General features: G+C 68.1%; 27 protein-coding genes and 1 pseudogene. 16 read left to right on the top strand and 12 right to left on the bottom strand.

Features of this window, described 5'->3' with window-relative positions; translation table 11 throughout:
- The first annotated feature begins 131 nt into the window (after positions 1-131).
- The 5 genes from ACQPXG_RS04745 (at position 132) to ACQPXG_RS04765 (ending at position 3991) form a co-directional block, all read left to right on the top strand.
- On the top strand, positions 132-1814 hold the full coding sequence (locus tag ACQPXG_RS04745; protein ID WP_433466387.1) for a sensor histidine kinase: 1683 nt from the start codon (positions 132-134) through the stop codon (positions 1812-1814).
- Between the two features lie 29 nt (positions 1815-1843).
- Positions 1844-2278, top strand: coding sequence for a roadblock/LC7 domain-containing protein (locus tag ACQPXG_RS04750; protein WP_433466388.1), 435 nt, complete (start codon positions 1844-1846; stop codon positions 2276-2278).
- The gene (locus tag ACQPXG_RS04755) at positions 2275-2640 is read left to right on the top strand and encodes a DUF742 domain-containing protein (protein WP_433466389.1); all 366 of its coding nucleotides are present in this window, start codon (positions 2275-2277) and stop codon (positions 2638-2640) included. The genes ACQPXG_RS04750 and ACQPXG_RS04755 overlap by 4 nt, the downstream gene beginning before the upstream one ends.
- Positions 2621-3202 carry a GTP-binding protein gene (locus ACQPXG_RS04760; protein ID WP_433466390.1) on the top strand — a complete coding sequence of 194 codons (582 nt, stop codon included), beginning with the start codon at positions 2621-2623 and terminating at the stop codon, positions 3200-3202. Before ACQPXG_RS04755 ends, ACQPXG_RS04760 begins: the two co-directional genes overlap by 20 nt.
- Before the next feature lie 204 nt (positions 3203-3406).
- Positions 3407-3991 carry a GAF domain-containing protein gene (locus ACQPXG_RS04765; RefSeq protein ID WP_433466391.1) on the top strand — a complete coding sequence of 195 codons (585 nt, stop codon included), beginning with the start codon at positions 3407-3409 and terminating at the stop codon, positions 3989-3991.
- Here ACQPXG_RS04765 and ACQPXG_RS04770 read toward each other — a convergent pair.
- Complete coding sequence (locus ACQPXG_RS04770; protein ID WP_433466392.1) at positions 3927-5555, bottom strand: acyl-CoA dehydrogenase family protein; 1629 nt, start codon at positions 5553-5555, stop codon at positions 3927-3929. The two genes, ACQPXG_RS04765 and ACQPXG_RS04770, sit on opposite strands and share 65 nt — an antisense overlap.
- Before the next feature lie 614 nt (positions 5556-6169).
- Positions 6170-6409: a rhodanese-like domain-containing protein gene (locus ACQPXG_RS04775; RefSeq protein ID WP_433466393.1), complete on the bottom strand. Its 240-nt coding sequence runs from the start codon at positions 6407-6409 to the stop codon at positions 6170-6172.
- 204 nt (positions 6410-6613) lie between these two features.
- Here ACQPXG_RS04775 and ACQPXG_RS04780 point away from each other — a divergent pair, with 204 nt between their 5' ends.
- The 3 genes from ACQPXG_RS04780 to ACQPXG_RS04790 are packed head-to-tail and all read left to right on the top strand — an operon-like array spanning position 6614 to position 8701.
- A complete protein-coding gene (locus tag ACQPXG_RS04780; protein ID WP_433466394.1) occupies positions 6614-7018 on the top strand; it encodes a VOC family protein in 405 nt (134 codons plus the stop codon).
- A gap of 55 nt (positions 7019-7073) precedes the next feature.
- The gene (locus ACQPXG_RS04785) at positions 7074-7412 is read left to right on the top strand and encodes a YciI family protein (RefSeq protein WP_433466395.1); all 339 of its coding nucleotides are present in this window, start codon (positions 7074-7076) and stop codon (positions 7410-7412) included.
- Between the two features lie 5 nt (positions 7413-7417).
- Positions 7418-8701 carry an RNA polymerase sigma factor gene (locus tag ACQPXG_RS04790; RefSeq protein ID WP_433466396.1) on the top strand — a complete coding sequence of 428 codons (1284 nt, stop codon included), beginning with the start codon at positions 7418-7420 and terminating at the stop codon, positions 8699-8701.
- 181 nt (positions 8702-8882) lie between these two features.
- On the opposite strand, the gene ACQPXG_RS04795 is transcribed toward ACQPXG_RS04790, so the two are convergent.
- From ACQPXG_RS04795 to ACQPXG_RS04805, 3 genes are all read right to left on the bottom strand, one after another.
- Positions 8883-9905, bottom strand: coding sequence for an MASE1 domain-containing protein (locus ACQPXG_RS04795; RefSeq protein ID WP_433466397.1), 1023 nt, complete (start codon positions 9903-9905; stop codon positions 8883-8885).
- A 6-nt stretch (positions 9906-9911) separates the two neighbouring features.
- Positions 9912-10754 (bottom strand): PP2C family protein-serine/threonine phosphatase, encoded by an 843-nt coding sequence (locus tag ACQPXG_RS04800; RefSeq protein WP_433466398.1) that lies wholly within the window; start codon positions 10752-10754, stop codon positions 9912-9914.
- Positions 10755-10967: 213 nt separating this feature from the next.
- Entirely contained in the window at positions 10968-12308 is a 1341-nt protein-coding gene (locus ACQPXG_RS04805; RefSeq protein ID WP_433466399.1) for an amidohydrolase, read from the bottom strand.
- A gap of 338 nt (positions 12309-12646) precedes the next feature.
- Between ACQPXG_RS04805 and ACQPXG_RS04810 the strand changes: the two genes are divergently transcribed.
- Positions 12647-12913, top strand: a complete 267-nt coding sequence (locus ACQPXG_RS04810; protein WP_433466400.1) for a hypothetical protein — start codon at positions 12647-12649, stop codon at positions 12911-12913.
- Positions 12914-13033: 120 nt separating this feature from the next.
- Positions 13034-13174, top strand: a complete 141-nt coding sequence (locus tag ACQPXG_RS04815; protein ID WP_433466401.1) for a hypothetical protein — start codon at positions 13034-13036, stop codon at positions 13172-13174.
- 55 nt (positions 13175-13229) lie between these two features.
- Here the strand turns inward: ACQPXG_RS04815 and ACQPXG_RS04820 are convergent, their stop codons facing one another.
- Complete coding sequence (locus ACQPXG_RS04820) at positions 13230-14201, bottom strand: nitrilase family protein (RefSeq protein ID WP_433466402.1); 972 nt, start codon at positions 14199-14201, stop codon at positions 13230-13232.
- A gap of 89 nt (positions 14202-14290) precedes the next feature.
- Here ACQPXG_RS04820 and ACQPXG_RS04825 point away from each other — a divergent pair, with 89 nt between their 5' ends.
- Entirely contained in the window at positions 14291-15163 is an 873-nt protein-coding gene (locus ACQPXG_RS04825) for a LysR family transcriptional regulator (protein WP_433466403.1), read from the top strand.
- A 324-nt stretch (positions 15164-15487) separates the two neighbouring features.
- Here ACQPXG_RS04825 and ACQPXG_RS04830 read toward each other — a convergent pair whose 3' ends face one another.
- Positions 15488-16063 carry a TetR/AcrR family transcriptional regulator gene (locus tag ACQPXG_RS04830; RefSeq protein ID WP_433466404.1) on the bottom strand — a complete coding sequence of 192 codons (576 nt, stop codon included), beginning with the start codon at positions 16061-16063 and terminating at the stop codon, positions 15488-15490.
- An 85-nt stretch (positions 16064-16148) separates the two neighbouring features.
- Between ACQPXG_RS04830 and ACQPXG_RS04835 the strand changes: the two genes are divergently transcribed.
- Positions 16149-17588, top strand: coding sequence for an MFS transporter (locus ACQPXG_RS04835; protein WP_433466405.1), 1440 nt, complete (start codon positions 16149-16151; stop codon positions 17586-17588).
- Between the two features lie 206 nt (positions 17589-17794).
- Here the strand turns inward: ACQPXG_RS04835 and ACQPXG_RS04840 are convergent, their stop codons facing one another.
- From ACQPXG_RS04840 to ACQPXG_RS04855, 4 genes and pseudogenes are all read right to left on the bottom strand, one after another.
- Positions 17795-18232 carry a VOC family protein gene (locus ACQPXG_RS04840; protein ID WP_433466406.1) on the bottom strand — a complete coding sequence of 146 codons (438 nt, stop codon included), beginning with the start codon at positions 18230-18232 and terminating at the stop codon, positions 17795-17797.
- Positions 18233-18316: 84 nt separating this feature from the next.
- A complete protein-coding gene (locus ACQPXG_RS04845) occupies positions 18317-18457 on the bottom strand; it encodes a hypothetical protein (RefSeq protein WP_433470190.1) in 141 nt (46 codons plus the stop codon).
- A 46-nt stretch (positions 18458-18503) separates the two neighbouring features.
- Positions 18504-18758 (bottom strand): annotated as a pseudogene (locus tag ACQPXG_RS04850) (hypothetical protein); the annotation flags it as partial.
- A gap of 186 nt (positions 18759-18944) precedes the next feature.
- On the bottom strand, positions 18945-19196 hold the full coding sequence (locus ACQPXG_RS04855; RefSeq protein WP_433466407.1) for a DUF4873 domain-containing protein: 252 nt from the start codon (positions 19194-19196) through the stop codon (positions 18945-18947).
- 514 nt (positions 19197-19710) lie between these two features.
- On the opposite strand from ACQPXG_RS04855, the gene ACQPXG_RS04860 reads away from it, so the two are divergent.
- Positions 19711-20010, top strand: coding sequence for a hypothetical protein (locus tag ACQPXG_RS04860; RefSeq protein ID WP_433466408.1), 300 nt, complete (start codon positions 19711-19713; stop codon positions 20008-20010).
- Between the two features lie 312 nt (positions 20011-20322).
- Entirely contained in the window at positions 20323-20703 is a 381-nt protein-coding gene (locus ACQPXG_RS04865; RefSeq protein ID WP_433466409.1) for a hypothetical protein, read from the top strand.
- Between the two features lie 454 nt (positions 20704-21157).
- Here ACQPXG_RS04865 and ACQPXG_RS04870 read toward each other — a convergent pair whose 3' ends face one another.
- Complete coding sequence (locus tag ACQPXG_RS04870) at positions 21158-21982, bottom strand: alpha/beta fold hydrolase (protein ID WP_433466410.1); 825 nt, start codon at positions 21980-21982, stop codon at positions 21158-21160.
- A gap of 411 nt (positions 21983-22393) precedes the next feature.
- On the opposite strand from ACQPXG_RS04870, the gene ACQPXG_RS04875 reads away from it, so the two are divergent.
- A complete protein-coding gene (locus ACQPXG_RS04875; RefSeq protein ID WP_433466411.1) occupies positions 22394-22909 on the top strand; it encodes a PAS domain-containing protein in 516 nt (171 codons plus the stop codon).
- Positions 22791-23672, top strand: coding sequence for a PP2C family protein-serine/threonine phosphatase (locus tag ACQPXG_RS04880; RefSeq protein WP_433466412.1), 882 nt, complete (start codon positions 22791-22793; stop codon positions 23670-23672). Before ACQPXG_RS04875 ends, ACQPXG_RS04880 begins: the two co-directional genes overlap by 119 nt.
- Positions 23673-23919 lie beyond the last annotated feature (247 nt).

Below are 23919 nucleotides of genomic sequence, written 5' to 3' on the forward strand. Positions count from 1 at the left end.
GCAATCTCGCCGATCCGTGTATCCGTATTGAGGCGTTGTGACAGCCTAGATACGGGCTGTGCCCACACGGAAGTACGAATTTTGCTCACTATCGTGATCTGCTGTCGACGCACTGAGGACGCCGATTCTCAATGACCTTCAAATCCGCTGCCGGCGCCGAGCACCAGGACGTTCGGCGAACCAGCAGGTCAGTGACCCGTGGTACGCATCGGCAGAGCAATATGCGCGCTCTTCACCTGTCCATTTCCGTGCTCCCCGCGGCCATTGCGATAGTTCTCGGGTTCGCCGCCGCGGCGGTCCTCTACGGTGGCGCCACCAGGACTCAGGGGACGCGGCTGGTGCTGACCATGGCGGCCTTGGGGGCCGTGATCACCCTCGGAGCCGCCATCATGGCGGCGGAGGCGGCGACACGCCGGATGCATCGGGAGCGTACCGAGTCGGCCATCCACGATCAGCAGAACATGCAGCGGCGTCTCGGCGAGCTCGGATTCGTGATCGACCACGGCCGGCGGGAGCTGCAGCGGCTGGCAGAGGGGCTCAACGCCGGTAAGACGGCCGCCCCGAGCAGCGAGGACTTCCCGGCCCCTGACACCGCCGACCCTTACTTGCAACTTGAGCATGAAGTGCGGAAGGCGCAGGGCACGGCCTGGAATGCCGTGATCGGCGCGGCCGGCCGCGAAGCCGCCGGTGGCAGCAGCCAGCGGGTCGCCGTTTTCGTCAACCTGGCCCGGCGGATGCAGTCACTGTCCCATCGGGCCATCCAAGGGCTCGACGAGCTGGAGAACCAGGTCGAGGATCCGGACCTGCTCAAGGGGCTGTTCAGGGTCGACCACCTCAGCACCCGCATGCGCCGCCAGGCCGAGAGCCTGGCCGTGATCGGCGGCGCCGCGTCGCGCCGCGGGTGGACCAAGCCGGTGACGGTGTACGAGGTGCTGCGCTCGGCCATCGCCGAGGTGGAGCACTACGACCGGGTCAAGGTGGTGCCGCCGGTCGACGGGAGCCTGCGCGGAGGCGCGGTCGCGGACATCGTCCATCTACTGGCCGAGCTCATCGAGAACGCCACCAAGTTCTCCCCGCCGCAAACGCAGGTGTTGATTCGCTTCGAGAGGGTCACCGCGGGCATGGCCATCGAGGTCGAAGATCGCGGCCTCGGAATCCCGCGGGAAAGCCAGCGGCGGCTGAACGAGTTGCTCGCCGACAACGAGCAGGCCGACACCGAGGAACTGCTGAAGGACGGGCGCATCGGGCTCCTCGTGGTCTCCGCGCTCGCGCGCCGTCACAAGGTCCGTGTTCAGCTCCAGAGCAATGTCTACGGCGGTACGCAGGCCATCGTCGTCGTACCGGAGGAACTGGACGGCCAGGAGGCCGAGGAGGCCGAGGCGCGGCTCCAGGCGGAACCGGTGGACGCCGCCGCGGCACCACCACCGGCCGTGAGCGTCCCGGCGCCGGCCCGGCCGAGTCTGCCACTGGACGACCGTGATGTCCTCGGCGCCCGCGTGTCCGCCCAGCCGCCCTCTGCGGCCGAGGTTTCCCAGCCCCGGCCCGCGCCGCCCCCGCCTCCGTCGGGCCCCCCGGCGGCCGCTCCGGACTACGGAACGGGGCCGGGCTTTCCGGGCGGCGCCGGTGAGCGGCCGCCATTGCCGCAACGCCAGGCCCAGGCCAGCCTGGCGCCCGAACTGGGCAGTGCGCCCGCGCCTCAGCAGGACGATCAGGAAGTCAATTACAATCCCGGGTTCATGGCCGCATTCCAGAAGGGAATGCGCAGCGCCCAGGAGAACGACGGCTCCACTGATGATCCCGACAGTGTGAACTGACGATAATTTCAAATGACAAGGAGAGTCCGTTGAGTGGTGTCTCCCCGAACCAGGCTCAGGATCTTGCTTGGCTGTTGCGGGGGCTGGGCGAGGAGGTTCCGGTCATTCGCGGCAGCGTGCTGCTGTCGTCCGACGGCATGATGAAAGCCGCCGACGGCTTCGACCGCGCCAGTGCGGAACAGCTCGCTGCGCTCGCGTCGGGGCTTTTCTCCATCGCGCGTAGCGCCGGAACGAAGTTCGACGAGAGCAATGAGGTGCGGCAGGTCATTGCGGAACTCAGGTCCAGCCAGCTGTACATTTCCTGGGCAGGTTTCAATTCCGTGCTGGCGGTGCTGGCGCGGGCGGAGGCCGACCCTGCCGTGGTCGGTTTCGAGATGGCCCGGCTGATCAAGGCCGTCCGGCCCTTCCTGGACACCGCGGCGCGGTCGGCGGCCGCGCCGAGCGAGCGAAACCGAGCGTTTTGACATCCGGAGAAGATGAGCTCTGGCTCGACGACGAGGCCGGGCTGCTGGTGCGCCCGTACACGGTGACCGCCGGCCGTACCCATCCGACCGTCGACCTGGACCTGCTGTCCTTGGTGGTGGCGGTCGGCCCGCGTCCCCCGGCCGTGGATCTGGAACATGCGAGGGCGCTCGACCTGTGCCGCACGCCGACCTCGGTCGCGGAGGTCGCGGCGCATCTGCGGCTTCCCGTGGTGGTCACCAAGGTCCTCATCTCCGACCTGGTGGACAGCCGCGCGATGACCGCACACGCGCCGCGAACCGCGGCCGATCCCACCGACCGAGCCCTTTTGGAGAAGCTGCTCGATGGCCTACAACGAGTCTGAGGTGCTCCCCACCCAGGTCAAGATCCTCATAGCGGGCGGTTTCGGCGTGGGGAAGACGACGTTCGTCGGTGCTGTGAGCGAGATCGAGCCGCTCAGCACCGAGGAACTCATCACTTCGGCCAGCGTCGGCATCGACGACCTGGATGCGGTGGAGCGCAAGTCCACCACCACCGTCGCGCTGGACTTCGGCAGAATCACGATCGACCAGCACGATCTCGTCCTCTACCTGTTCGGGACGCCGGGGCAGCGGCGGTTCTGGTTCCTGTGGGACGAGCTGTGCGCCGGGGCGCTGGGTGCCGTGGTGCTCGCCGACACCCGCCGCCTGGAGGACTGCTTCGAGGCCGTCGACTTCTTCGAGACCCGGGGAACCCGGTTCCTCGTCGCGGTCAACGAGTTCGACAACGCGTTCCGTTACGGGTCCGAGGAGGTGCGGGCCGCCCTCAAACTCGGCCCGCGCGTGCCGATCGTGCAGTGCGACGCACGGGACCACTCCTCCGCCATTTCGGCGCTGCGGGCCCTGATCCAGCATCTGCTCACAGCCACCCCTTCCGCCTCCGTCTGACAGAACTGCAGCAGGGAGGACTCCAATGACTCTGAATCCGCTCTTTGAACCCTCAGGCCACACTTCCGTGAGGCCTCCCTCGACTTCAGGAGAAATCGAGGAACACCTTGTCACTCCATTCCGTGCCGCAGCCGCTTTGGCTTAGGACCCGGATCCAATAAATCCTCATGCCCACCTTCACGCTCGGCCACATACGGAGGTACCGTGACGTATCCGCCCAATGATCAGGCATTTGAACTCCCGACCCGTCCCTTGACGCCGCCCGACCACGAAGCATCCCAGCGCGTGACGCGACTGCGACAGCTCGGCCTGGGGCAGGCACGGGAGAGCGAATTCGATGAGTTCGCCCATCAGGTCGCGCTGGACGCACAGAAGCTCATCGGGCTTCCCAGCACGCCGGTGGCATTCGTGAATCTCGTCGGCGACGATCAGTTCGTTGCGGGGGTCTACACGCCGCCGGCCGCCGCCGAGATCGTGGGCGGCATCCTCGGGGCGAGAATACCCCTCAACGCCGGCTACTGCCCGCATGTCGTCGTCCGGCGCAAGGCGCTGATTCTCGACGATGTCCTCGCCTATCCGCGTTTCGCCGGCAATCCGATCGTCGACAAGCTCATGGTCCGGAGCTACGCCGGAGCTCCGTTGACGGACCGCACGGGCACGGTTCTCGGCACGGTCTGCGTTGTGGACAGCGAACCGCGCCCGTGGGGTAAGCCCGGACTGGAACTCATGAAGCGGAGGGCGGCCGACCTGGTCGACCGGATACACCGCCGCGAGGGCCTGTCGGGCTAGCCGCGCTGGACATCAGCCGGTCGCCGACGGCGCCTCGGCGCTTCGCCCCCCCGTCCTGGTCATGTCGGAATGGCGAGGGGGATGGATCGCCAGACCCGGTGGCGGCCCGCCGCGGCGCGCCGTAGGTGTCGAGTATTCCGGTGGCCAGCAGGCGGAATTCCGCGGCGACACCGACGATGTCATTTCTGAGGAACTCGATGGCGGGCCGGGCCCTTCCCGGATCGGCGCCGGTCTCGGCGGCCCACGTGAGGACCTGGGTGATCGCGAACAGGTAGCCGATGACGCGGCCGGCCAATACCTGATGTGCCTGGCTCAGACGCTGATCGAGGAAGCCCAGGTCCGCCTGGAGCGTCGCGACGGCGGGCGCCGTGAGCGGCCAGTCGGCCAGGAATCCGCTGAGGGACCGGCCGGACCGCCGGGTCAGGCAGTATGCGGTGAGCTGCTGGTTGAGCATGTCGTTGTTGCCGTCGAAAACGCTGAAGACCCGTGTGTCCAGGAACGCCTGACCGGCGATGTTGGTGGGCGATCCACAGCGGTACCCTTCGGCGCCGGTCAGCTGCTGGTAATGCTGCGCCGCGCTGATCATCCGCTCGGTGGCGACGGTCTTGAGGGCCTGTACGGCCGGAAACCCGGGAGTCATGTCGCCCGTGACGTCCAGCGTCGTCTGCAGATAGTGGCTGAGCGCCTCGCAGATGGTGGCGGAGGTGTCGATGGCCGCGAGCCTGTACCTGACGAACCCGATCTTGGATTGCGGCTTCCGCCCGATCTGGCGGCCCTCCGCGTACGCGTGCGCCTCGCGGCTGATGCGGCGCAGGAATCCGGCTCCCGCGGCCGCCAGCAGCGCCCGCGACGCCAGGAACATGTCCACCGAGTCCAGGCCCGTTTCCTCGGCATTGATCCGCCGGTGCCGGGGGACGGTCGCATCGATGTCGTTGACTCCGTAGTCGAGCAGCTTCAGGCCGAGTGCCTCGTACAACTCGACGGTGCGGAATCCCTCGCTGCGCTTGACGACGAAGTAGCCGTACTCGCGCCGGTGTACGTTCCTCGCAAGAACCAGCCACCAGTGTGCGGAGGAACTGAGAGCCTGCCAATGCTTGCGGCCACGGATTCGATAGCCTCCGTCGACCTCCTCGAATGTGGTCGTCATGGCGGACAGGGCCGAGCCTGCGCCAGGTTCGGTGGCGGCGAGCCCGGCCATCAGCGGATCGCCACCGGCGAACAGCGGCAGCATCTCCTGTTTGACCTCTTCTCCGGCCCACTTCACGACAGGTAGAAGCGCCAACGCGGTGTTGACTATCACGTATACGCCGAGCGCCAGGTTCCACTCAGATGCGGTCTCGACGATCCGGCACATTTCAACGTTGCTGTCGCGGCCTCCGTACTCCTTGGGCAAAGTCGGAAGCCGGACTCCGGCCCTCACCAGGAGCGCCCAGCTGTCGGGGGGAAGGATCTGCTGCGGAAAGGTTGCAGAATCGAACTTGGATGCGACCGCGTCAATGCCGGCGAGGAACTCGTCCGTCGACAGGGACTGCAGATCATTTGTCGGCAGTAGATCATTCGTCATGGTGTCCGCTCTCAGGGGTCGGCCTGCCAGGGGCAAGGGGGAAGCTGCCAGGTTCCGGCGATCAAGAGCACGCTGATGTTCGTTTCAGCTGTAACAGCAGGCCACGGACCACCTTCCGAATCGTCCGGTTCTAGGGCATACGTCATGGTCAGTCGGTCGATCACCAAGCGCAAGGAACATAATGCTTACCGTAGTGAATGTGAAAATCATTCACCCGCGTGTGACCTGCACATACTCAGGGATCAGTAAGCCTGTCCTCCTCGGACCATGACCTTGGCCACAGCATGATCGCGAGTTCCGTACCCGGCCCGGATGCGGAGCGACCCCCGGGCAGGAGCCGGCCACGGCGTCGCACCGTCGGCGGATCACGCGCTCGAACCGACTGCGATGCCGATCAAGGTTACCGTGCACGGAGGCCCATGGTCGCCGGACGGCACCCACCGACGGATCACCGACAATTGACCGTTCCTTCACAGCAAAAACAAAGGCAGAGCCTGGGGACGACGCCATTGCATGTGCCGGCGATATCGCGCACGAGATCGTCTCGTGGCTCAAGAGCCCGACCCGTCCCAGGCCGACAAGCTGAGACGGCACGGGCGCGGATGCGCCGGCGGTCATACCGGGTCCCCAGCGTGGACGGGTAGGTCGGCCAGGCGCCATTCCAGCTTTCCGGTGGGCAGGCGAACCGTGTCGTAGGCGAGGATGCAGTGTTCGCCGCGGCAGTACACCACCAGCTCGGTGTCGTCGGGCAACTCGTCGATGCGGTCGGCGAGTTCGGTGGCGGGGATGCCGACGGCGCCGGGGATGTGACCGGCCCGACACTCCTCCGCCGACCGCACGTCCAGGACCAGCACGTCTCCGGCTTCGACGCTCCCGCGGTCGCATCGCGGCTGCGGCCGGTCGATTTGCCTGAAGAATCTCCAGCATTTCTTCCGGGAAGTGTCGGATCGGCGGCGTCGCCGTTCGTCTTGGTGGTGACAAGCGGTACGGCCCGGATGCCCGCCCATCCGGTTCCGGGCCAGGCCGCGAGGAGAACCGCCTACGCAAGGGAGCCGGAGATGACCCCGACGCTGAACACGATCGACATCATCGTGTCCGACATCGACGCGGCGATCGCCTTCTACCGCCACCTCGGCCTGGACTTCACCGTCGACCCCGCCTACCCCGACCACGCGGGCTGCGACCTGCCGAACGGGCTGCACGTCATGCTGGACACCGAGAAGTTCCGCGGGTCGGCCCAGACCGCCGGCTGGACGCGTCCCGAGGGCGACCCCCGCACCTTCCTGGCCTTCCAGTTCCCCACTCCCGCCGGTGTCGACGCCAAGTACGCCGAGCTGACCGGCGCCGGTCACCACGGGACCCAGGAGCCTTGGGACGCGTTCTGGGGGATGCGGTACGCCACCGTCACCGACCCCGACGGCAACGGCGTCGACCTGTACTGTCCGCTGTCCGCCGACCAGTAGTCGCTGGACGACCAGCGGTGGCAAGGATCAGCGACGACCGGGAAGGACCAAGACCGTGAAGTATGTGCTGATGTTCGTCGAGACCGAGCAGTTCGCGCGTGACCTGGAGGCGATGAGCGAGAGCGAGCGGCAGGCGTCGTTCGAGCGGGTCGGGCAGTGGTTCGCCGATCACGGCGCCCACATCACCCACCACGCCCACCTGCAACCCGCCGAGACCGCGACCACGGTGCGACTCGAAGGCGGTGGGCCGATCGTCACCGACGGGCCGTTCGTGGAGGGCAAGGAGGTCGTCTCCGGCTACGCCGAGATCGACGTCGAGGACCTGGACCAGGCCCTGGCCATCGCCCGCGACTGGCCGGCCTGCCCCGTCGTCGAGATCCGTCCCATCGACTGACGGCCGTGCCCGACCACCACCCCGATCCGCACGGCCCGGCGCCCGGCGGCCCGGACGGCGCCGCGCGCGATGACGTGCACGGCGAACTGGCCCGCGTGGTGCGCGAGCACGCGGGCCGGCTCACCGCCTGCCTGGTGCGGGTCTTGGGCGACTTCGCCGCCGCCGAGGACGTCGTCGCCGACGCCGTGGAGAGCGCGCTGCGCCGCTGGCCCGCCGAGGGCGTCCCCGACCACCCGGACGCATGGCTGCTGACGGTCGCGCGGCGGCGCGGAATCGACGTGCTGCGCCGCCAGGCCGCCCACCGCGACAAGCTCGCCCGGCTACGCTGGCCGCCGCCGCCCGACCCCGACGACCGGCTGAAGCTGATCTTCACCTGCTGCCATCCCGCCCTGCCACGGGAGGCGCAGATCGCGCTGACCCTGCGGACCGTGTGCGGGCTGACCACCGCCCAGATCGCCGTCGCGTTCGTGGTCGCGGAATCCGCGGTCGCCCAGCGCATCACCCGCGCCAAACGCAAGATCGCCGCAGCCGGCATCCCCTACCGCATCCCCAGCGACGCCGAACTGCCCGACCGGCTCGGCCAGGTGCTGACCGTGGTGTACCTGCTGTTCAACGAGGGCTACCTGACCAGCTCCGGCGACCGCCCCCAGGCCGCGCACCTGGCGGATGACGCCGAATGGCTCGCCGCCCAGCTCGCCTGGCTCATGCCCAAGCAGCCCGAGGTCCTCGGCCTGCTCGCCCTCATCCGCCTGCACCAGGCCCGCGCCGCCGCCCGCTTCACCCCCGCCGGCGACCTGATCCCGCTACGCGACCAGGACCGCACCCGCTGGGACCACACCGCCATCGGTGAGGCCATCGCTCTCCTGGAGCGCGCCGCCACCGCCAAGCGCCCCGGCCCCTACCAGCTGCAGGCCGCCATCATCGCCTGCCACGCCGAGGCCCCCACCTGGGACGACACCGACTGGCCCCAGATCCTGGTGCTCTACGACATCCTCTTCGCGCTGGCCCCGTCCCCGATCCACCGCCTGCACCGCGCCATCGCCCTCCACCATGCCCCGCCACCCCGCGGCGGCCCGGCAAGCGCACTGGCCACCCTCGACGCCCTGCCTGCGGCCGACCGGCGCACCCTGGAGCGCTACCCCCTCTACCACGCCACCCGTGCCGAACTGCTGCGCGCCCTCGGCGACCCCGACGCCGCCCGTACCGCCGACCAGCGCGCCCTGGCCCAGACCCACAACCCCGCCCAGCAAACCCTCCTCCAACACCGACTCAACCAACCCCTCACCTGAACCCGCGCTCCCACGGCCCGGACCGCCTCCGTGCCATGCGCCAGCCCCGGCAGCCGCTGGGCGGCGCCGCTCCAGGACACGACGATGCCCCGCTCGTCCACCACCGCCATGGCGGCGTCGTCCCTGGGCCCGGGCCTCTGGCGCCGGCCCGAGGGTGCTGGGTGCACAAGAATGACCGGCGTTAAGGGCGGCGCTGCCTTCGGTGATCGTGTCCCTTCGGATGGGAGGGCGGCCACACGCCGGGCGCCCCGTCGAACTTCTCTTCCAGCGCGAGCCGGGACAGCGCCTCCCTCAGGTGGTCGCAGACCTTCTCGATCTCCTCGAGGGTGTGGTTCCGTTCGGTGACGGCCGCCGAGAGCAGCAGGGCCGTCAGGGCAACAGTGCCGTTGAAGGCCTGCAGGATGATCATCATGGCGAGCAGGTCCTTGCCCGAGAACGGGCCCGACTCGACGGCCCCCGCGTAGATGGCGATCACGGAGGCGATCAGCGCGCAGGGCGCGGCGCCGACCAGTTGGAAGCGGAACGCCGCCCAGATCAGGAACGGGACGACGAGGAAGAGAAGGTTGAGCGAGGCGTTGGTGGCCTCCGCGGTGACCGCCGCCGTGCCGCCCAGCAGGGCCACCGCCTCGGCCCAGCGCAGGACGGGGACGCCGCGTGGCCATCGGGCGGTGCGCGCGGCCAGCAGGAACGGCGCGATGATCAAGACCCCCATCGCGTCGCCCGTCCACCACACCGACCAGGTCGGCCAGAAGTCGTGGGCCGACACCGCGCCGGAGGCCAGCAGGACGCCGGTGCCGACCGTCGCGCTGATCAGCATGCCGCCCAGCGCGCCGAGGAAGACCAGCGCCAGGGCGTCCTGCAGCCGGTCGAGAGCGAGACGGAACCCCGCTCGCCGCAGGAGGAGGTAGGCGCAGACGGGAGCGAGCGTGTTGCCGGCCGTGATGGCGAGCACGGGGACGATCCCCGGCCCGAGCGTAACGTTCACTAGGAATGCCCCGAGAGCGATGCCCGGCCACATGCGCGGGCCCCAGAACATCAGGGCGACGAGAGCGATTCCGGTCGGCGGCCAGAACGGCGTGACCTGCCCTCGCACCAGTTGCTGCTGCAGTCCGACCTTGGCGGCGACGTAATAGGTGACCACGATGGCAGCCAGCCGCAGGCCGTCGGCGGCGTACGGCCGAAGTCGCTCGTCCGCGCGACCCACCGTCGCTCACCCTTCGCCCTGCGACTGCTGCTGGAGCCCTCCGTAACGGATGACGAGAACCGCGGCGTCGTCGCTGTGGCCGGTGAGATCCGCGACCTTGATCACCCGTGCGGCCAGCTCGTTCGGGTCGGTCCGGTGTGCCCCGACGGCCAGGTTCGCCACCTGCGCGAGCCCTTCCTCGATGGGGTAGCCGGGGCCTTCCACCACGCCGTCGGTGAGCAGCACGAACGCCCCCACCCCGGTCAGCATCCGGCGGGTCGACGGGTAGCTCTCGCCGGCGTTGATGCCCAGTGGCAGACCGCCGTCGTTCAGGATGATGTCGCAGCGGCCGTCGCCGGTGGCCCAGACGGCGGGCACGTGCCCGGCGCGGGCCTCGGCGAGCTCGTTCGTGATCGGGTCGAAGCGAAGGAACGAGCAGGTCACGAACAGCTCGGAGTCCATGGAGACGAGCAGGTCGTTGGTGCGCTGAAGCACCTCCGCCGGGTCCGTGGTGGCGATCGCGACGGCGCGCAGACAGGTGCGCACCTGCCCCATGAGGGCCGCGGCCTCGACGTCGTGCCCCTGGACGTCTCCGATCACGAACCCCACGGAGCCGTCCGGCATGAGGAAGCCGTCGTACCAGTCGCCCCCGATGTCCAGCCCGGCCCGCGCGGGCGCGTACCGTCCCGCCACCTGCAGGCCGGCCAGGACCGGCATTTCGGCGGAGAGGACCTGGCGCTGCAACGCGGCGGCGAGCTCGACACGGGCCTGTTGGAGTTTGATCCCCTCCAGTATCCGGCTGGTGAGGTCTTCGAGCGTCTGCAGCAGCTCTCCGGTGCCACTGGAGGACGCTGCGCGGCGACGAGGCATGGCATCACACCCCGGGTGGTTCTGCCGGAATTAGGTCATATGTGCCAAATTGCACGACTTCACGGTACCAACACGGTACCAACAGAGACCCGGCAAAGGCCCAGGTGAGACCGGGCTAAGGGCTACCAAGGGTGGAGGGGCCCGGCGTCAGCCGGGCCCCTGGTTGGGGGCGGTCATTGAGCCGGCGATCGCCCGTCCGTCGTGCGGCTGTGGCTAGCCGAGTACCGCCACGGCCGATACCAGTCCGGCGCCCTTGGGGACGATCTCCTCGAAGACCGTCTTGATGACGTCGAACTTGCTGTCGTGCAAGGGGGGCCACTCCGCCATGTCTGGCGGGAGCACCCCGAGCCGGATCAGAGCTCCCGGAACCTCGCGCAGGTAGTGGCAGAGGTCCTCGCCCCCGCCGGACTGCTCGGCGTCGCCGGTCTCGAACCCCGCCACAGCAGCGAACTTCTTGACCAGCCGGACAGTGGATTCGTGATTCACCGTGGGCGACACGACAGGCTTGATGGTAAGTACCACCGTGGCCTGCGGGTACTTGTCCGCCAACTGCTGCCGCACCTGCTCCAGCACAGCCGACGCTTGGAGCCACTCCTCTTCCGTACGGAGGCGGAGAGTCCCGGCTTTCACCACCAGCTTGGGGATCGCGTTGCGCGTCGTTCCGCCGTGCGCGGTCCCGAAGACAAGCGGTTCGTAGCGGCCCCCGACGAGCTGGAACGCCGCTTCAGCCAGCTTGAGCGCAGCCTCGTCCGCGACCTTCACCGTGTTGACGGTCAGATCCGGGTGGCCGGTGTGCCCACCAGGACCGCTGACCTCCAGGTCGATGAAGTCGCAGCTCGAAGTGATCTCCCCGGCCAGCAGACCGATCTGGCCCGCCGGCCGCTCCGACTCGCAATGCAGGGCGATGACATGGCTCACCAGGTCGATCGCACCAGCCAGGATCGCCAGCTCTGCGCCGACTGCGGTTTCTTCCCCATGCTGTCCGAGGAACCGGACCCTCCTGCGAAGGATTCCGGCCATGTTCAGCAGGTTCAGGAACAGGGTTCCGGCCAGCATGATCGTGAGGTGCACGTCGTGCCCACACGCATGGACCGCCTCCTCCAGAACGGAACGGTAGTCCGTCGTCGTTTCGTCCTGGTAGGGCAGGGCGTCGAGCTCGGTGCGCAGCACGAGCCACTTCCCCGAGTCCGCGAGTTGCTCCCCGTGGTACTTCGGGCTCTGCTCGGGATCGATGTCGCAGATCACACCGATCCTTTCGTTGTCGAGGACGTACCTCGGCTTGAGCCCGACGGCACGGAGAACCGCGAACACCAGCCGGGTGGTGTTGCGCTCGTTTTCCGCCACCTCGGGGTGACGGTGCACGTACCTGCGGAAGTCCCAGAGGGCCTTCACCATCGCAGGGCTCATGAAGCCACCGAACAGCTCTACGAACTGCGCGTCCGTAGGGCTGCCGTCGAGCTCCGGCGGCTGCCACTGCCTCGCCGCCGCGACGAGTCCCTCGATCACATCGCGCGCCTCCTCGGGGTCGAGAAGGCCATGGTTGAGGGCGAACATGCCGTCGCCCGCGCTCGAAAATTCGAGCATCTTTGTTCCCTTTCGTTTGTGCACTGGTCTTGCTTGCGTGGCGATCCTTGATCGCCACGTCTAAGACCGTCGCCCGAACCCGGCAGGGCGCCAGTTCCTCCAGGGCCTCGCACGCCTCGATGACCGCGGCATCGGCGGCGGGCGGGCCGTCTTCTCGGCCCGCTCGGCGACGGCGAACTCCCGGGCGACGCCTGCCGTCCCCTTTGGGGCACGGGACCGACATGCCGGGGGGCGACGTCCTTCAGGGGGTGTCGCCTGCGTATGTCGGGGTGATGCCGCGGGCGGGGTGTCGATCTGATGGCCACGCGGTGAAGGGTCTGATCTTCCGTCTGTTCTCGGCTCGGGCATGGCGGCGCTTTGCCCGGGGCGTTGGAGAATGGAACCCCGTGACCGGTTCTCCCGAGCAGCGCCTGCCGTATGTGATCGCCTTGGCCGATCAGATCCATGCGGCGGTCCGTGACAAAGACGGCGAGGCTTTTGCGGACGCCGTCCGTGCGTTGTACCTCCGCGATGCCGTGACCGCCAGAGTGATCTTGCGGGAGTGCTTGCAGCCCCCCGTAGACGGCGCCGGGTGAAACCTGCGTCCTGCCGAAATGCACTGGCGGATGGCAACCCGGGATGGCGCCCGTGCGTAGCAGACAGTGCCGGGGGCGGCCCATCCGCTCCGAAGAAGAAGCCGGGAAGGGCCTGTGCACATGCGATCCAAGCTGGATTGGTCATACCTGACGGCGCTGGTGGCGGTGGTGGCGCTGATCTTGGCGGCGGCCGTTCCGTTCACCGCGCTTCACAACCCCCTCGATGACCTGATCGAGGAAGGGCCGCAGGACCCGGTGTGACCTCGTGTGACTCCGTGTGACGATCGTCCGGTACCGTCCGTGCAGGATTGCGGGGTCAGGTCGGCCGGTGGATCGGCACGGGGTCGGTTGAGAATCGGGCGCTGCGAGCGTCGCGTTCGTCGCCGAAGCGGCGGGTGAGGACGCCATAGAGTTCGGGCCGCCGCCCCTGGATCCAGCGACGGCCGGTCGACATGGGGAGCAGGTCGAGGTCGAGATCGGCGATCACCATGGCGTCCTCGGCGGCCCAGGTCTCGGCGAGGGTTCTGCCGTACGGATCGAGGATCATCGCGTTGCCGGTCCGTATCTCGTCGTCGTCCTCGCCCACCCCGTTGCTGAAGAGGACGAAGAGGCCGTTGTCGTGGGCGCGGGAAGGCAGCCAGCGCATGAGCCATTCCCGCCCGTTCGGTCCGCGCAGTTCCGCCTCGATCGACTCGCGGTCGTGGTGTCGGTCGCGCCACAGCCTTACCGGGATCGGGCGCATACCGTGCGGGCTTCGGGAGTTGGTGCCGCCGGTCTGGTGTGGCGCGACCAGGACCGTCGCGCCCAGCAGTGCGGTCGCCCGAACGTTCTCGACCAGGTTGTTGTCCCAGCAGATGAGCACCCCCATGCGCACACCCCATGGTGTGTCGAAAACGGTGTAGCGGTCTCCGCTGGAGATGGCCTCATGCTCGAAGGCGTGCAGCTTGCGGTGCACGTGGACGCGCCCGTCGGGCAGGCACATGGCGTAGGAGTTGAACAGGCTGCCGTGATCATCGATCTCCAGGAAGCCCACGCCCACGGCCATGCCGAGTCCGGCCGCCAGCCCGCGCACGCGTGCTACCGACGGGCCGGTCACCGACTCGGCGAGTTCCCGTAGGCGTTCGGCCGGCTGACGGCGCAGGTGCCAGTAGCCCAGCACGCACATCTCGGGAAAGACCACGACCTGAGCCCTCGCCTCGGACGCCCGCCTGGCGAAGTGTTCGACTCTGGCCAGGTTGTAGGCCTTGTCGTCGGGCCGGTGCTCGAACTGAACGGTCGCACAACGCATGCTTCCTCCTCATCCCGTCGCCCGCTACTGAATCCTCCGGAAACCAATTCGTCTAATGAATCTTTGGTGGGATGTCATAACCTGAAGGAATGGATGTTCGGCTGCTCCGCACCTTCCTGGCCGTCGTTGAACATCGCGCCTTCAGCCGGGCGGCGCTGGCATCGGCCATCACTCAGCCGGCTCTGACCAAGCAGATCCAGGCGTTGGAGGCGCAGGCCGGCGGACGGTTGTTCCACCGCGGCCGGCACGGCGCCACGCTCACCGACCTGGGCGGGATCCTGCTTCCCGAGGCGCGGGATCTGGTCCGGCGCGCCGACGCGCTGGCCGTGCGGATGAACCGGATGGCGCGCGGGCAGGTCAGCCGGCTGTCGGTGGGTTTCGGCCTGTCGAGCATCGGGGTCGCGCCGCAAGCGGTGGCAGCGTTCCGGCGGCGGTTCCCCGACGCCGACATCGTCCTGGACGACATGTCCTCACAGGTCCAGTTGGAGAGGCTGGCAACCGGGGAACTGGACGTCGGATTCGTCCGGATGCCGGTCGATGCGGACTGGGGACGGCTGCCCCTGCATGCCGACCGCCTCGCGATCGCCACGGCCGAAGATGCGCCGCCGGAGAACGCGGATCATGTCGCGCGATGGGCGGCAGGGCGGCCGTGCGTGGCGTTGGCACAGGCGAGAGGACCAGGGCTCGCCGCACAGATCGAGGAATTGTGCACCGCCCTCGGCGTGGACGTCGAGGTGGTGCAGGAGGCGCATGACCTGCAGACCGTGCTCGCCTTGGTGGCGGCGGGCGTGGGGACCGCCTTCGTGCCGGCCAGCGCGGGATCCATCGCACCCGCTCAGGTCACGCTCACACCCGTGGACCACCAAGCAGCGGCCTGGCAGATCGGGGCAGTGTGGAATCGGCGGGCCGACAATCCACTGATCGGCAACTTCCTGCCGATCATCCGAGGAGTGGCTGCCTGACCGGCGCGGGCCAGCACGGCGGCTACCTCGCCGGACGACAGCGCGGCCGGGGTGACGCAGGCCGCGAGCGCGGCCGCCGCCTCGGCCAGTCCGGACGCGTCATCGCCGGACGCGTCGGCCAGGCGGTCAAGGTCCGGCTCCGGGACGGCAGTCTGATCGGCCGGGCAGCGTGCCCGCGTCGCGCGGCGCGGGCTCGGTCGTGCTCGGCGGTCAGCCTGAGAGGACGGCCTCGTCGCGCAACTCCGGATCCGCCCCGACCGGCGCCGCGGACCGCGAAGGTAATGCACCGCCCGGCCGATCCGCGTCTCTGCCAAAAGGCAGAGATCAGCCGTGCTTCAGCAACCGGTCGACCAGCCCGGCGATGTAGTCCGGGGTGAGTGGACCCGCGCCGAACAGGACGCGGATGTACATCGGGGCCATGACGTGGTCGAGCACGCCCAGCACGTCGGGCGGATGCTCACCGCGTTCGCCGGCGCGGTCGAGCATGGCCTGCACGAACCGGGTGCGTTCGGCGAGAAAGTCGTCACGCGCCCGCAGACCCCGTTCGCCCCTGTTCGACAGGGCGACGGTCAGGCGCAGCACCGCAAGACCGTCGGGTCCCGTGATCTCGCGCGCCACCTGAGCCGCGTAGGCGTGCAGGTCACCGGCCAGGCTCCCGGTGTCGGGCATCGGCGACTGCGCGTTCAGACGCGTGAGCACCACGTCGGTGAGCAGGGCCTCCAGGGTGCCCCACCGGCGGTAGACGCTGGTATCGGCCACGCCCGCGCGCGCCGCGACGTCACCGACCGTGAATTCGCCGTAGCCGCGCTCGCCGACCAGGTCCGTGACGGCCTGGTGCACCGCCGCCCGGACACGGGCGCTGCGCCCGCCGGGACGCCGGACCGGCCTTCGCTCCTCCATGCCTCCACCTTAGCGCAGCTCGTAGTTGCGTTTACGGAGCCTGCAGTCTAGATTCCTAAAGCAGTAAAGAACTGCTTTAGGAGGAATGATGCAGTCTGCACCGCCGGTGGCCGTGCCGAACCGGGCGGCGTTGCTCACGGTGACCTGCCTGGGGCAGTTCATGGTGCTGCTCGACAACACGATCGTCGGTGCGGCGCTGCCCGACATGCAGGAGCGGCTGCACACCCAGTTGACCGGGCTGCAGTGGATCGTCGACGCCTATGTGCTGCTGGTCGCCATGCTGTTGCTGTCCGGCGGCGTCTTCGCCGACCGCTTCGGCCGCAAGAGAATGTTCCTTGCCGGCGTCGTGGTGTTCACCGCCGCGTCCGTGCTGTGCTCCGCCGCGCCCTCGATCGGCTGGCTGATCGTCGGGCGGGTGCTGCAGGGCATCGGGGCCGCGGCGCTGAGCCCCGCCTCCCTGACCCTGCTCGCCGCCGCGTATCCGGTTCCGCAGGAGCGGGTCAGGGCGATCGGGCTGTGGGCCGGATTCAGCGGAATCGGTCTGGCCGCCGGACCATTGGCCGGTGGCGTTCTGGTGGAGGCCTTCGGCTGGCCCGCCATCTTCCTCGTCAACGTGCCCGTCGGCGCGGTCCTGCTGGTCGCCGGCCTGCGCGCGCTGGGCGAGTCCCGCAACCCGAGCGCGCCGGCGATCGACGTCCCGGGAACGGTCCTGTCCGTCCTGGGTGTGGGGGCGCTCACCTACGGGCTGATCGAGGGCGGCTCCCGTGGCTGGACCTCGCCTGTGATCCTGAGCAGCTTCGCCGCCGCCGCCGTGATCCTCGCCGTCTTCGTGGTCGTCGAAGGGCGGGTTCCGGCACCGATGCTGCCATTGCGACTCTTCCGGCAACGGCTGTTCACGGTCTCCAACACGGCGATGATCGTGGTCGGTTTCGCGCTCATGGGCTCGTCGTTCTTCTTCTCCCAGTTCTTCGTCTACGTCCAGGGCAGCTCGATCCTGCGAGCCGGGGTGCAGACCCTGCCCGCCACGCTCGCGATGGTCATCATCAGCCCGTTCGCGGGCCGGTTCGCCGCCCGGTACGGCTTCCGGATCATGGTCACCATCGGCCTGACGCTGGCCGGGCTGGGACTGCTGGCCCTGGGCTTCGTGCACGCCGACACCGGCTACACGAACGTGTGGTGGCGGCTGGCCGTCGTCGGTATCGGTTTCGCCCTGACCATGTCCCCGCTGACCGGCGCCGCCATCCAGTCGGTCAGCCCGCAGGAGGGCGGCCTGGCGTCGGGTGTCAGCAGCACCACCCGGCAGATCGGCGCGGTCCTCGGCGTGGCGGTGCTCGGAGCCGTCGTCCGCACCCGGGAGTCCGGTGGCGCCTCCTTCGAGGAGGGGCTCAAGAGCGCCTTCGTCGTGGCCGGCATCGTCACTTTGGCCACAGCCGTGTTCACAGGCCTGTGGCTGATCAGGAGCACCGAATCGTCACGACCGGCAAGCCCGGCCCCGCGCGTTGACGAAAAAGCCACGAGTCACTGACGCGGCCAGTGGTCCCGGTAGCAATCACCGATAATCCAACGGATATAGGTCTGAACTGTGGCTCTTCGTCTCGTCAGCGATGGCGGCGGCCGGGATCTTGTGCACAACCGGTTTGAGGACCACGACGGCGCGATAGTGATGGCCTACTGGACGGACTTACAGCCCTGAAGAGGTTAGCAACACGTCCTAATTGGGCCGATCGGACGTCAGTTCTTCTTCAGCTCCTCGGCGAGCATCACAATGATGCCGCTGGGACCGCGGACGTACGTGAGCTTGTAGATGTCCTCATAGGTGGCCACGCCGCGAAGCGGACGGCATCCGTGTTTCGCGGCTATCTCAAGGGCTTTGTCGATGTCGTCGACTGAGAAGGCGACGCGGTGCATACCAATATCGTTGGGACGAGTGGGCTTCGACTCGATCGCTTTGGGGTTGATGTACTCGAAGAGCTCAAGGCGACCGTGACCGTCTGGCGTCTGGAGCATCGCAATGTTGGCGTGGTTGCCATCAAGGCCGACGGCAGTGTCGGTCCACTCACCACTGACCGTGTCACGGCCGACGACCGTGAGACCGAGGTCTGTGAAGAAGGAGATCGCTGCTTCGAGGTCGCGAACGGTGATGCCGACGTTCTCAAGTTTGATGGCCATGTGTTGCATGCTACCGAGCCAGGGCCGATTAGCTCCGATGGCGAGCCGGGACTCGATCGAACAAGCCCGGTGAGCAATCAGGAACTACGGTGGGTCTGACAACTGCCGGGTCCAGGCGATGACGGCGTTGAGGACGACGGCGGCGCGGTAGACGGTGGCGCGCTTGTCGTATCGGGTCGCGAGTCCTCGCCATTGCTTGATGTGGCAGTAGCGGCGTTCGATCACGTTGCGATTCCGGTAGTCGGCGGCGTCGAGCGGGCCCCGGGCGGCCTCCGCGTAATCCGCGGCGTTTGCGGTGACCCTTCTGATCGTCGGGCTCGGGGATCACGGCCTTGATCCCGCGCGAGCGCAGGTGCGCGCGTATAGCGCGGGACGAGTACGCCTTGTCGCCTCGGACGCGTCCGGACAAGTCCTCGGCCGACCGGTGTCTCTGCGCTTTCAGCACGTGGGCGACGGTCTTCTCGGCGGCGCGGTGGGCGACCTCGGGAAGGACGGAGGTGTAGGTGTCGGCGGCCGGAACTCTCATATCAGAGGAGCGTTCTCAGTATCACTCTGTGTCGACCTGTCCGCATGAAGCCCAATTTCTGTGCTGCTTCATGTCGCCGGGTGCCAATTCCTTTCGGGACCGCCGAGCCGACTACGAGCCGACACGGGTCATCGGCGATTGCCTACCCGGGCGAAGGCGCATCAGGTCGCCGGTTGGGCGATCTGCTCAGGCGAAAGGCGGCGGACCGCTTCCGACCAGCGTGATGACGTCAGACCAGGTTTCTGAATCGCCGAGCGTGATCTGTGCCTCGCGGCCGTCGGGAAGTCTCAACGTCTGGTCGTGAGGGTCGCCGGCATCGAAGTCGGCGATGGTCGCGGTCCCGGACCACTCCCGCTGCTTGGCGCGCAGATCGACGTAGACCTCGACCTCGGCTCCCCCACTGCTGATCAGGGTGGCGGGTCCCCTGTAGCGGCTCACGCCCGGGCCTTCTCATCGAGGATGGTGTGGAGTGTGTTCATGAAGAGGCACCATAGTGTGGAGGTCGGACGTTCCCTGCTCGTGCCGCTTCGATACTCGTCGCGTGGCAGTGGAGCCGCGGTTCGGACGTTGCGTGTGCCGACAAGCACATTCGCGCGGTAAGAGGCCAGGGCGCGGAAGTTCTGGCGGCGACGTCGCCGAGCGCGTCCCGCTGACAGACCCGGCATCAGTCACGCCCGGGTGGCCGCAGGGACCTTCGCCGGCAAGATCGTCGTCCTGCCGCCATCGCCTGACCCCCTCTGCCGCCGGGGGTTGGCTGGGTGGAAGGGCGGGGCGATGAGAAGCGCCGATCGCTTCGGTGAGTTTGTCGGCCTGGTTCGCAGGGCCTGGATCGGTTGCCGTTCGCGGCCGGTGGTGGGCGTGTCGTCCGGTCGGTCTGTGGGGCCGCCACACCCGCGTAAAGTATCTGCGTAGGGTGCGGCCCCGCCCCTTTGCGGCGAGAGGTGCCGGCCTCATGAGGCTCGAACTCACCAACTACGAAGCCCTGCATGGTTGGGGTGTCGTCAACAGCAGCGCCGGTTGGCATGCTCAGCGCAATCGCAAGCCTCCTGCGGCCGAACAGGCAGTCGGACACATTCTCTTCACGGCTTACGACTGCCGGACCAGCACCACGACCACGGTTGAGCTCAGCGATGACGAGCGTGCGAGCCTCGCCGAGTTGGTCAGCGAACACATCGCAACGTGGGTGCAGCGCGGGCAGGAGAACGCCGCGACACCTCACCTGCGCTCGCTGGTCGTGAAGCTGGGCGGCTGACATGATGGCCGGGCCCCAGATCATGTCGGCGATCATCTTTGGGACCACCTGGCAACCGGTGCGCGTCTCGCCGGCATTTCTCCTCGGCGTGGCCATTGGCAAGCACGTTCGGTCGTCCTGCCGGGCATCATCTCCACCCGCGACCACCGCCGCAGCAGCACGAGCTGGGCTGGCTCGCCTTCACCCCGGTTGATACGGCCACGGGCGCCGAGAGCTTGCGGTTCTGGCCCCAGATGCTGACCGACCTGCGCAAACGCGGCGTCCGCGACATATAAGGTGATCTGGTCCGATCGCGCTGTAATGCTGGGTGCCGTGAACGAGGTACTCGAACAGGCGCTTGACCTGGTACTGCGCGATATCCGCTCGACGGGTGTGCCGGAGCCGGATGTTCGTGATGACGACTGGGCAGATGGTGAGCACAGTGCGTCGGCGTTCTTGTGGAGCCGGGATGGCAGCGGTGTCGGAGTTCGGGTCGATCTTGCTGCGTCAGAGGCCGATCGCGTTGCGCAAGTGGCCGACCAGATTCAGGAGTGGGTCATCCAAGAGCTATGGGGTCACGCGGCGACGAACTGGCCGCGGTGTCCTGATCATCCGGACGGTCATCCGCTACAGGCCTCGACGCGCGACCGGTCGGCCGTGTGGGTGTGCCCAGCTGAGGGGATACCGGTCTCGCCGGTCGGCTCGCTGAGGTAGCTCAGCTCATCCGGCGCGTTTGCTGCGTCCGCTGGTCTTGCTGGTACGGAAGCTGCGCAAGGTCGCCGACTTGTACAGGCCCCGCCATTGTCGGAGAAATCGAGTACAGACTGCCCATCGCGTTGCTCGCCGGCTACGACGTCGCGCTGGGCCCCGGGTCTTGGCCTGACTGGGTCCTCAGCGACCGCCACATCGGCCGGCGGCGACGCGCTTCGGCGAGGAACAGACGCGGGCAGCGCTGGTCCTCCTGCTCACCCTCCGCGGCACGCCGTCCCTGTACTACCGCGACGAGCTCGGTCTTCCCGACAGACCGGTACCGCCTGAGGAATCGTCGACCCGTGGGGCCTCCTCGAGCGGGCGCGGGCCGGGCTCCGGCACGCACGCCCAGGCCCTGGCCGGACGAGGTGCACGGTGGATCTGCAGACCGGACGTTCGACCCTGGCTGCCGGTCGGTCTAGCTCTGCAGGAAGGCGAGCAGGTCGGCGTTGACCTGGTCGTGAAGGGTGGCGGTGAGGCCGTGCGGCGCGCCCGGGTAGTAGATCTCCTGCGCGCCCTCGATGAGCCGGGCCGATTTGCGGGCTGAGTCGTGGACCGGGACGATCTGGTCGTCCTCGCCGTGCATGACAAGTGTCGGCACGTCGAAATCCTTGAGATCTTGGGTGAAGTCGGTCTCTGAGAAGGCCTTGATGGAGTCGTAGGCGTGCTTGAGGCCGGCCTGCATGCTCCACAGCCAGAATTGATCCAGGATCCCCTGGGACACCTGGGCATCGGGCCGGTTCGCGCCGTAGAACTGGAGGGCCAGGTCCCTGTAGAACTGGGATCGGTCGTTGAACAGGGCGGCGCGCATGTCGTCGAAGACCTCCATTGGCAGGCCTTCGGGGTTGGCGGGGGTCTTGAGCATGAGCGGTGGGACCGCTGCGATCAGGACCACCTTGGCGACCCGGGCGGTCCCGTGCCGCCCGATGTAGCGGGCGACCTCGCCGCCGCCGGTGGAGTGACCGATCAGGGTGGCGTCACGTAGGTCGAGGGCTTCGATCACTGCCGCAAGGTCATCGGCGTAGCCGTCCATGTCGTTCCCCGAGGCGGCCTGGCCGGACCGGCCGTGGCCGCGCCGGTCGTGTGCGACGACGCGGTAGCCGTGCTGAGCCAGGAACAGCATCTGGCCGTCCCAGGCGTCGGCGTTGAGTGGCCAGCCGTGCGAGAACGTCACGACAGGACCCTCGCCCCAGTCCTTGTAGTAGATGTTCGTACCGTCCTTGGCGATGGTGACCGTGCTCACGGGTGGGGCTCCTTTCGTCGGTGGTCGTCTGTATCGCGCTGTAGCGAACCGATCGGCGCCTGCGGTCGCTCGGACGCCCTGGTTCCGGCCCTGGGCGTCCGAGCGGATCGGGCGATACATCAGGTGGCTGGTCTGCTGGAGCCACGGGAATAGCACTCATGAAACGTCTAACAGCGGACGCGCGGCCGCCCCCTCACCCGCGCCAGGTGATTCGAAGCGCCCCGGCTCCGATGGAGGCCGGAGTCTCCAGCGAACCCGGAGCGGTTCAACTCGCCCATGCCGGCAGCTCAAGACCGGGTCCTGAGGCCGTCTCCAGACCGTGGGCCGTCAACGCGGTGTCAAGGGCCGGCATGTGAACGGCCGTGCGGGGCAGACCGTGCTCGACGGGTGGATTGGGAGGGAGGCACTTGCATGGCGACGCAAGTTGATCATGCGGCATTGTTCGCCGCGACGCCCAGCCCTCTCCTGGTGCTCGGGCCCGATCTGGTGATCGTGGACGTCAACCGGGCATACCTGGAGGCAACCGGGCGTACCCGCGAGGATCTGATCGGGCGGTACATCTTCCAGGCGTTCCCCGACAACCCGGCCGACCCTGAGGCGGACGGGGTGCGGAACCTGAAGATCTCGCTGCACCGGGTGCTGGCCACCGGAGACCCGGACACCATGGCGCTGCAGAAGTACGACATCCCCGTGGCGGGCAGGCCTGGCAGGTTCGAAGAGCGCTGGTGGTCTCCGGTCAACACTCCGGTACTCGGCCCGGACGGGCGGGTGGCATGGATCATCCACCGCGTCGAGGACGTCACCGCCTATGTCAAAGCCCACCAAAGCGCGCACCCCGGGAGCCGGCGCGGGCAGCCACCTGGAAGCCGCGCAGGAACTGGAGGCCGAACTGTACGCCCGGGCTCGGGAGCTGCAGCGGCTCAATGAGGACCTGCGCCGGGCCCACTCGCGCGAACGCCAGGTCGCCCTGGCGTTGCAGGAGGCCATGCTGCAAACTCCCGATCTGGGCCATCATGGCGATGTCGCGGTCCGGTACCTGCCCGCCGCCGAGGGGCTGAACGTGTGCGGCGACTGGTACGACGTGGTCGACATCCCACCCGACCGGCTGGCCCTGGCCGTGGGTGACGTGGTGGGCCACGGGCTGGAGGCGGCCGCGGTCATGGGCATGCTGCGCAGCGTGCTCAGCGCCGCCGTCCGCGCATTGGAACGCTCCGCGCAGGCCCTGGAGGTCCTCGGGCTGTACGCCCGGTCGATGGAGGGGGCGCTGGGGACCACCGCGGTCAAGGCGATCGTCGACACCCGCAGCCACCTGATCATGTACAGCAGCGCCGGCCACCCGCCACCGATCCTCGGCCACCCCGATGGGGGTCTCGAGTTGCTCGACCAGGCCACCGACCCGCCACTGGCCGTGCGCGCCCGGCACATGCCCCGCTGCCAGGCCAGCATCCACTACGAGCCCGGCGACACCCTGCTGCTCTACACCGACGGGCTCATCGAGCGCCGCAATGAGGACATCGACACCGGCCTGAATCGCCTCACCGAAGCCCTCGCCGATTGCATCCACCCGGACACCGAGCGGAGCGGCAGCGAGCAGCCCGGCACCGAACAACTCGCCGACACCCTGCTGGCCCGACTCGGTGTCGCCGACGGCGGCGCCGACGACATCGCTCTGATCATCGCGTGCCTGTGACCAGTGCCCTTGCCACATCACGTTGCATTTGCCGAAACTACGTCCGTGCACGTGGGGAGAGTTGTGCTGGAGGCTCCAGCGCCGGATTTGATCATTTCCAGGACAGGTCACGGCGACGCTTGTTCGTGGGCAACCGCAGTGGTGCCGAGCTCGAACAGATCGTCGGGGGTGCACTCCCGCGCGGGGCGCAACGCCGCGAGTGTGGTCAGCTTCACCTGCGGGGCTCCCTGGTGGATAAGGCCGACAC

The sequence above is a fragment of the Spirillospora sp. CA-128828 genome, from assembly GCF_050945415.1.
In the GTDB taxonomy this organism is placed as follows: Bacteria; Actinomycetota; Actinomycetes; order Streptosporangiales; family Streptosporangiaceae; genus Spirillospora.

Excerpts from the sequence above, each read along its gene's own strand:
- ACQPXG_RS04745 (WP_433466387.1), top strand. The coding sequence starts at position 132 with ATGACCTTCAAATCCGCTGCCGGCGCCGAGCACCAGGACGTTCGGCGA.
- ACQPXG_RS04760 (WP_433466390.1), top strand. The coding sequence starts at position 2,621 with ATGGCCTACAACGAGTCTGAGGTGCTCCCCACCCAGGTCAAGATCCTC.
- ACQPXG_RS04770 (WP_433466392.1), bottom strand. The coding sequence starts at position 5,555 with ATGACGAATGATCTACTGCCGACAAATGATCTGCAGTCCCTGTCGACG.
- ACQPXG_RS04780 (WP_433466394.1), top strand. The coding sequence starts at position 6,614 with ATGACCCCGACGCTGAACACGATCGACATCATCGTGTCCGACATCGAC.
- ACQPXG_RS04800 (WP_433466398.1), bottom strand. The coding sequence starts at position 10,754 with ATGCCTCGTCGCCGCGCAGCGTCCTCCAGTGGCACCGGAGAGCTGCTG.
- ACQPXG_RS04805 (WP_433466399.1), bottom strand. The coding sequence starts at position 12,308 with ATGTTCGCCCTCAACCATGGCCTTCTCGACCCCGAGGAGGCGCGCGAT.
- ACQPXG_RS04815 (WP_433466401.1), top strand. The coding sequence starts at position 13,034 with ATGCGATCCAAGCTGGATTGGTCATACCTGACGGCGCTGGTGGCGGTG.
- ACQPXG_RS04820 (WP_433466402.1), bottom strand. The coding sequence starts at position 14,201 with ATGCGTTGTGCGACCGTTCAGTTCGAGCACCGGCCCGACGACAAGGCC.
- ACQPXG_RS04825 (WP_433466403.1), top strand. The coding sequence starts at position 14,291 with ATGGATGTTCGGCTGCTCCGCACCTTCCTGGCCGTCGTTGAACATCGC.
- ACQPXG_RS04830 (WP_433466404.1), bottom strand. The coding sequence starts at position 16,063 with ATGGAGGAGCGAAGGCCGGTCCGGCGTCCCGGCGGGCGCAGCGCCCGT.
- ACQPXG_RS04835 (WP_433466405.1), top strand. The coding sequence starts at position 16,149 with ATGATGCAGTCTGCACCGCCGGTGGCCGTGCCGAACCGGGCGGCGTTG.
- ACQPXG_RS04840 (WP_433466406.1), bottom strand. The coding sequence starts at position 18,232 with ATGGCCATCAAACTTGAGAACGTCGGCATCACCGTTCGCGACCTCGAA.
- ACQPXG_RS04860 (WP_433466408.1), top strand. The coding sequence starts at position 19,711 with ATGAGGCTCGAACTCACCAACTACGAAGCCCTGCATGGTTGGGGTGTC.
- ACQPXG_RS04875 (WP_433466411.1), top strand. The coding sequence starts at position 22,394 with ATGGCGACGCAAGTTGATCATGCGGCATTGTTCGCCGCGACGCCCAGC.
- ACQPXG_RS04880 (WP_433466412.1), top strand. The coding sequence starts at position 22,791 with ATGTCAAAGCCCACCAAAGCGCGCACCCCGGGAGCCGGCGCGGGCAGC.